The sequence below is a fragment of the Microcoleus sp. N9_B4 genome (genome assembly GCF_036701635.1).
Classification (GTDB): Bacteria; Cyanobacteriota; Cyanobacteriia; order Cyanobacteriales; family Microcoleaceae; genus Microcoleus.
Window position 1 is genome coordinate 67,449 of record NZ_JAUBRC010000038.1, and the last position, 6,575, is coordinate 74,023.

Consider the following 6,575-nt stretch of genomic DNA (forward strand, 5'->3'; position numbering starts at 1 on the left):
GCACTGACGGCTTGTTTTAGCGACTTAATCAAATCCGTTGCCCGAACCTCGACCTTGCTGGTCTAAAGCTTTCATATCAGCATCTACCATTAAATGTACTAACTCCTGAAAAGTTACAGAAGGTTCCCAATTTAATTGCTGGCGCGCCTTAGTCGAATCGCCAATCAACAGTTCGACTTCTGCCGGCCGCAAGTAGCGTTCGTCAAACTCCACATATTTTTGCCAATCTAAATTGACGTAAGTAAAAGCTAAATCGAGAAATTCCTTAATTGAATGGGTCTCGTTGGTAGCAATGACATAATCGTCAGGTTTGTCTTTTTGCAGCATCAGCCACATTGCCCGCACGTAGTCTTTAGCATAGCCCCAGTCCCGCTTGGAATCGAGATTGCCCAAGTAAATCTTTTTCTGCTTGCCTGCGACTATTCTGGCAACGGCGCGAGTAATTTTGCGAGTTACAAAAGTTTCGCCACGGCGGGGAGATTCGTGATTGAACAAGATACCGTTGCAGGCAAAAAGTCCGTAAGATTCGCGATAATTTACTGTTTGCCAGTGACCGTAAACTTTGGCGCAGGCGTAAGGACTTCTGGGATAAAAAGGAGTTGTTTCCTTCTGCGGAACTTCCTGCACCAAACCAAACATTTCCGAAGAACCTGCTTGATAGAACCGCACTTCTATGCCGGTGCGGCGCTGATAGTCCCGAATTGCTTCTAGCAGCCGCAATACTCCCATCCCTACTGTGTCCACCGTATATTCCGGCGAGTCAAAACTGACTCGAACGTGAGATTGAGCGCCTAAGTTATAAATTTCTACCGGCTGAACTTCTTCCAATATCCGGCGGAGAGTGGTGCCGTCCGTCAAGTCGCCGTAGTGTAGAAACAGGCGCGCACCCTCGCTGTGAGGATCGACATAGATGTGGTCAATTCGATCGGTATTGAAACTAGAACTGCGCCGGATAATGCCGTGAACTTCATATCCTTTTTCTAACAGTAATTCGCTCAAGTAGGAGCCGTCTTGACCTGTAATACCTGTTATTAGCGCTCTCTTACGTTGCGTCATCTGATTTTCCTTTGACAGGCTGTGTTAATTCACGATAAATTTTTTGGCAGAGGCTGTTGCTCCCTGCCTGCCGTATTCTCAAACTGCTTTATAAAACTTACTCAAACTTCACTTTAGTTACCTAAAGCCAGTTGAAGTTTACTTCCTACGCTGTTGGGTAGTGGGCTATCCCAAGATAAGTAGGCTATCCCCCTTAAGCCAAAGGTTATAGAGTTAAGTTTAACACCTAAACCTAAAGTAGTCTATCTAGAAAAACTGATCTTTCTAGATGAAGAAGATGTAGGTTTATTTAAGTATTTGCCCCTTTAGTTAAGCTCACAATTCTTCGATCGGTACCCAGGAACTGTTTAGTTTTGACAAAGAGTTTGTCGCTGATTGTCAGTAGTCAGCATCAGTGGTCAGTAACAAATAAAACTAACTACCGATTGCTGACTGCGGACAAAAATTAGTATGCGCCGTTATTTTTGGGAAAAATCACAACTCCAATTGTTTTGAAAACAATCCACATATCCATCCAAAGGTTTTTGTCATTTGCGTAATAGAGGTCGATTTGGACTCGGCGGGGATAGGGAATGTCGTTGCGACCAGACACTTGCCACAAGCCTGTAATTCCAGGTCTTATGGTGAGAATTTTGTTGATGTGACTGCCGTATCTCGGCAGTTCTTCTTCAACTAAAGGTCTGGGCCCGACGACGCTCATATCTCCTTTTAAAACATTCCAAAACTGGGGAAACTCGTCTAAACTGGTCATTCGTAAAAATCTTCCAATCCAGGTAATTCGAGGGTCTTGTTTCAGCTTGAAATTGTCCTCAAACTCTTGACGCAAATGCGGAGAATTTTCCATGATTTCCAGCAATATATCGTCCGCATTTTCCACCATCGTTCTGAATTTAAGGCAATAAAACCTTTTACGGTTTTTGCCTACTCGTTCCTGTACGTAAAAAATAGGACCGGGCGAGCTTAAGGCGATTAAGAAAGCCAAAAGCAGGTAAACCGGAGCAAACAGGATCAGAACCGATAAGGAAAACAGGATGTCAAATAACCGCTTGAAAAGTTCTCCGTCGAGGCTCTGTATAGAACGACTTATGCGTCTATCTCCTTGCAGGACAGACCCAAAACCGCGTCTTGCGATCGCTCGAATTACCTTGCCGGAGATTAGTTGGCTGTCGGCAGTCATCTTACTCCTTCACTTCACACCACACACAGTCCTGATCATAAAGCCTCAAGACGCTTTGTTCTCTGAATTATGTTTCCAATACTCAATTTTCTGGGGCAGAGGGCAGTTGGCAGTTGGCAGTTGGCAGTTGGCAGTTGGCAGTTGGCAGTTGGCAGTTGGCAGTTGGCAGTTGGCTTGTTGGCAGTTGGCAGTTGGTTATTGGTTACTCGCTTGAGGCTGCTAATAACCGTCAACCGTCAACCGTCAACCGTCAACCGTCAACAATCACCTGACGGCGCAGCCGGACATGATATCAACTCCCAGACTCGGTAAAATCGCGGGATTGAAATTCCTGATAGCAGTGTTCAACAAAAGCTAGATAGCGCTGCCCAAAGACTTCGGGGGCAAACTGTTCAGCGCGCAACCTGCTGATTTCTGGCTCAAATTTGCCTTGCAACTGCTCAAATTCCTCGACAGCTTCGACTAATGCTGCTGCGGTTTGGGAGGAAAAAAATAAACCAGTCCCAGTCTCTGGGTGTTGCCGAATGTCGAGCACTGTCTCCAAAGCGCCCCCTGCTGCATAGGCAATTACCGGTGTCCCGCAAGCTTGAGCCTCTACTAAAGCTATGCCAAAATCTTCGCAAGCTGCATAGACAAAGGCTTTCGCCTCTGCCATGTACTTTTCAACTATGGAGGCGGGCTGCCAGCCGAGCACTTGCACGTTGGGTTTGGCGATTTGCCGAATCATGTCTAATTCTGGCCCGGTGCCGATAACAATTAGAGTATGCCCGAGTTGATTGAATGCTTGGACGATCGCACTTACGTTTTTGTAACTTACCAACCGACAAACTGTGACGTAAAAGTCTTGTTTTTGCCGCATCAAGGAAAATCGCTCGATATTTACCGGCGGATAAATCACCTGGGCCCGCCGCCGATAGCACCGCCAAATTCGGCGCGCAGTGTGTTGAGAGTTAGCGATGAAATAATCAACGCGATTGGCGGAAATTACGTCCCACTGTCGCAGTCGATGCAACAAATATCGCGTCAGCAGACCCTGGATGCCCCGTCCGGCTTTGCTGCTACGCAAATAGTCAAAAGTTAAGTCCCAAGCGTAGCGCATGGGTGTGTGGCAGTAGCAGACGTGCATTTGCTGGGGACTGCTGAGGATGCCTTTGGCGACGGCATGGGATGATGAGAGGATGATGTCGTATTCTCGCAGATCTAGTTGTTCGATCGCGATCGGCAGAAATGGCAAATATTTTTGCACGCCGCTGCGGGCCTTGGGAAAGTGCTGCAAAAAAGTTGTGCCAATCTGTCGCCCGAAAAGATAGCTTTCGGGATTGGTTGATTCAAAGTCGATGAGGGCATAGATATCTGCCTCGTCTACGTGTTTGAGAATTTCCTGTACTACGAGTTCTGAACCGCCAGTAGCTAAGGGCGTCAACCATTCGTGAACTAGGGCGTATTTGAGTTTTTTCACTTGTATTTGTAGCCGATCGAACGATGTGTTAGCGCCAGTTCTGTCAATATTAATCTTACTGAGGGATCACTTACGCAATATCGGGCCATCAACCAGGTTTCACTGTAGACAATTTTTGAGCAATTAAAAGACCCACAGACAGATTACTCCCGTGGGTTTTTTAGATTTTAGATTTTAGATTTTAGATTTTGACAATGTTGCACAGTTCTTTAAATAGCTCGCGCACGCAACGGGCAATGACTCGCTGGCGGGCTAATTTAACAGGTGTGCCGCCTTTTTTGCGCCGCCTCAAGTTTTCAGCCGGCGACATTTCCTCCGCGTCAGCGCCGTGACCGTAAACAAATTTTAGTGGGGGATTGTTGCGAGCAACCTCTAGCCGACAAAAACACCATTGCCACAGTGCTTTTCTGCACAGCGCGCTGCCGGATTGTTTCCCTTTCTTCTTCTGGCCGCTATCTTCGCGAATCACTCCCATGCCGACGGCTCGCATGAAGCGACGCTCTGAAAGTTTGAGTTTTGATTCCTTCCCAGTCTGGCGGTTTTTTCGGATTTTTACTTCTGGCTGACCATCTTTGAGAAAATCTTCGATCGGGTAAACGGCTCCGAGCAAGTAGCCCTGGAGCTGATACCCAAATCCAAATTTAGTAAAAATCTGCCGATACTGCTCAAACTGCGGATGGTCAATCAGTTCCGTCAACTGCTTTTTCAGGGTGAAGATTTCATCTTCGATTTCACAATATTGCTTGGCTGCCCAGCGAGTTTGAGGTTCGATGCCCGACCCGATCGTCGCCTCCAAAATGCGATCGTACTTTTTCGATTTTCGCCGACCCGCAAGCCAGCCCCAGAGAAGCGGTGGTAGCTCGTCTTGGAGCTTGACTGATTCCACTGATGCAATTTCCGGGCACTGCCAGGTGAGCTCTTGCCGAATTCTGTTGATAATCGGATTCTGAACGCGATTGAGATGTTCGAGCCGCAAGCAAATACCTTTAATGTGACTAACTAGAGGGTCGCGGATTTTGAGGTAACTCGTTTCTGGCTTATCGAAGTACCAGCAGGCGATCGCAAATGCGTCAAGGTCATCGGTTTTTGCCCCGCTTTTGCCTTCCTTCCCCATCAGTTCCGCCCGGTAGTTAGGCAACTTGCTGTTGGAAATCATGCGTACCTCGCAGCCCCAATCAGCAAGTTTGTTCATCCACAGCCGCGCATAGTTCATCCCGGTTGGTTCGCAAATTGCGATGACTTTATCGGCTTTGAAGCTTTCAATTTTGGCTCTTAATTTATTCAAGTTTTCAAGATTCGCTTGGAACGTTTCGATGTCAGCATCGAAATAATCATCACGGGGATTACTGGGTTTTTCCAGTAAAAAGCAGGCAGAAATCGACGATCGACTAATGTCGATGCCTACGGTTAAGTATTTCATGTGATTTAGGAGAGGAACAGTTGAAAGGACAAGAGAGCCTACGAATCTCCCAAAAGCAAAAATGCTTACTTCACTGATTAAGGCTTATTTATTTTGTCCAGTTTTGAGGTGCGGGCTGGCGCTTACGAAACCTGAATAGCAACTAAGCTAATTTCTATGTTAAAGCGCCACTTGTCTTGCGACTCATCCCGCTACTCCCCCTTATTAAGGGGAGTTTCGGCCGCTGAGTCGAGGCGGCCATCTTCAGGCGGTTGTAGTGATGGAATTGGTTGCTACTAGGGCGATGTAGGCGTAGAGGTATCTGAGATTTTCGGTTAACGCTGTGGGGAATACATCGGTTGAATAAGTGCTTAGCAAGTAGTTTGCTATGTTGATGTATTCGTTTAAGCACCTATCAGGAGGCTGTTTTCGCAGCAATCCTCGTGATTTTGCCTCTTTGATAGTGAGAAAAACTTCCTGTGTTTCGGCGTCGCTAAAATCATCAAATTGCTCTCTGGCGGACTTGATTAGGTCGGTGATGTGGTGCTTGTTTTTGGTTGGCATGGTAAATTGATAGATGCGAATAGAGGACAGTTAGCCAAGACAGCTCCTTAAAACGGTCAAGATTGCAACTTGACCGTTTTTTTTTAATTCACTTGCTTGAAAACATAATGACCTTTGGGTTGGCGATTGTCTTTAGCTTTGTTGGCGAGGGGTATCATTACGTCTTTGATGAATTCCTCTATTTCATTATCCCCCACTGGTTTTTGATAAATTGATGCTTGTATTGCTATGTCGCTGGCTAGTTCTTCAGGGGATTTGCCAACAATTTCACTGAGCAAATTCAGCAAAACTGAGTTAGTGTTCGAGCATGAATAAATGAGGCGTTTTTCCTCAATAGACAAGTTTTTCATGCTGATAGCTGCGGGTTGCGGGCTGTCGTCAGCAATTATGCGAATGGAATTGAGATTGAGTTCGCAACTGTTCAAACAGTTGTCTAAGGTTTCGGCTAACTCCTGAAGTTCGCGGTAGTTGCCCTGACTTTTTAGAATCAAGTCGTCCGCGTGAATGCCCAAGGCGACAATTTCGGCTTTGATTTCAGGTCGAACTGGAGGCAAGTCAGAATGCCGGTAAGTGAAAGTATTGTGCATGGTTTTAAAAAACTAAGATGAATCGGACGCTTTGTCCGATCTATTTTTGATAGCTTTTTGAGAGCAAGTTGATAGCTTTTTACTGCCAAAACCTGCTACACGCTTTGGCTTAGACTGGCGGGCGAAGGCTTCTGCCCGATCGCAAATTTCCTCTTTTTCAGCCGTCAGTTCCGTTCCTTCGTCATCATCGGGCGGTTCTTCATCGGGCGGTTGAATGCCGCCGATGAGCATTTCGAGGTAGGCGGAAACTGCCATGCCCGCTGCTGCTGCTTTCTGTTCCAGTAGTTGGTAAGCTTTGCCACCGATGCGGACTTGCTTGGCTCTGTCCTCTGG

7 protein-coding genes and 1 pseudogene are annotated in these 6,575 nt (G+C 46.6%); 1 reads left to right on the forward strand and 7 read right to left on the reverse strand.

The features are described 5' to 3' along the window. Positions 1-24: 24 nt before the first annotated feature. Together gmd and QUA43_RS22670 are read right to left on the reverse strand one after the other, a co-directional pair. Positions 25-1,056 (reverse strand): GDP-mannose 4,6-dehydratase, encoded by a 1,032-nt coding sequence (gene gmd, locus QUA43_RS22665; protein WP_333376696.1) that lies wholly within the window; start codon positions 1,054-1,056, stop codon positions 25-27. Positions 1,057-1,501: 445 nt separating this feature from the next. After that, positions 1,502-2,233, reverse strand: a complete 732-nt coding sequence (locus QUA43_RS22670; RefSeq protein ID WP_333081041.1) for a sugar transferase — start codon at positions 2,231-2,233, stop codon at positions 1,502-1,504. A gap of 69 nt (positions 2,234-2,302) precedes the next feature. Between QUA43_RS22670 and QUA43_RS22675 the strand changes: the two genes are divergently transcribed. Then, positions 2,303-2,545, forward strand: coding sequence for a hypothetical protein (locus tag QUA43_RS22675; RefSeq protein ID WP_333376698.1), 243 nt, complete (start codon positions 2,303-2,305; stop codon positions 2,543-2,545). On the opposite strand, the gene QUA43_RS22680 is transcribed toward QUA43_RS22675, so the two are convergent. The 5 genes and pseudogenes from QUA43_RS22680 to QUA43_RS22700 form a co-directional block, all read right to left on the reverse strand. After that, entirely contained in the window at positions 2,526-3,692 is a 1,167-nt protein-coding gene (locus QUA43_RS22680) for a glycosyltransferase (RefSeq protein ID WP_333376700.1), read from the reverse strand. The two genes, QUA43_RS22675 and QUA43_RS22680, sit on opposite strands and share 20 nt — an antisense overlap. A gap of 181 nt (positions 3,693-3,873) precedes the next feature. After that, positions 3,874-5,112, reverse strand: a complete 1,239-nt coding sequence (locus QUA43_RS22685) for an IS110 family transposase (RefSeq protein WP_333376702.1) — start codon at positions 5,110-5,112, stop codon at positions 3,874-3,876. Positions 5,113-5,355: 243 nt separating this feature from the next. Continuing rightward, positions 5,356-5,655, reverse strand: a complete 300-nt coding sequence (locus QUA43_RS22690; RefSeq protein WP_333376704.1) for a hypothetical protein — start codon at positions 5,653-5,655, stop codon at positions 5,356-5,358. Positions 5,656-5,738: 83 nt separating this feature from the next. Next, complete coding sequence (locus QUA43_RS22695; RefSeq protein WP_333376706.1) at positions 5,739-6,242, reverse strand: hypothetical protein; 504 nt, start codon at positions 6,240-6,242, stop codon at positions 5,739-5,741. Positions 6,243-6,254: 12 nt separating this feature from the next. Beyond that, positions 6,255-6,575: pseudogene (locus QUA43_RS22700) on the reverse strand (hypothetical protein); the annotation flags it as partial.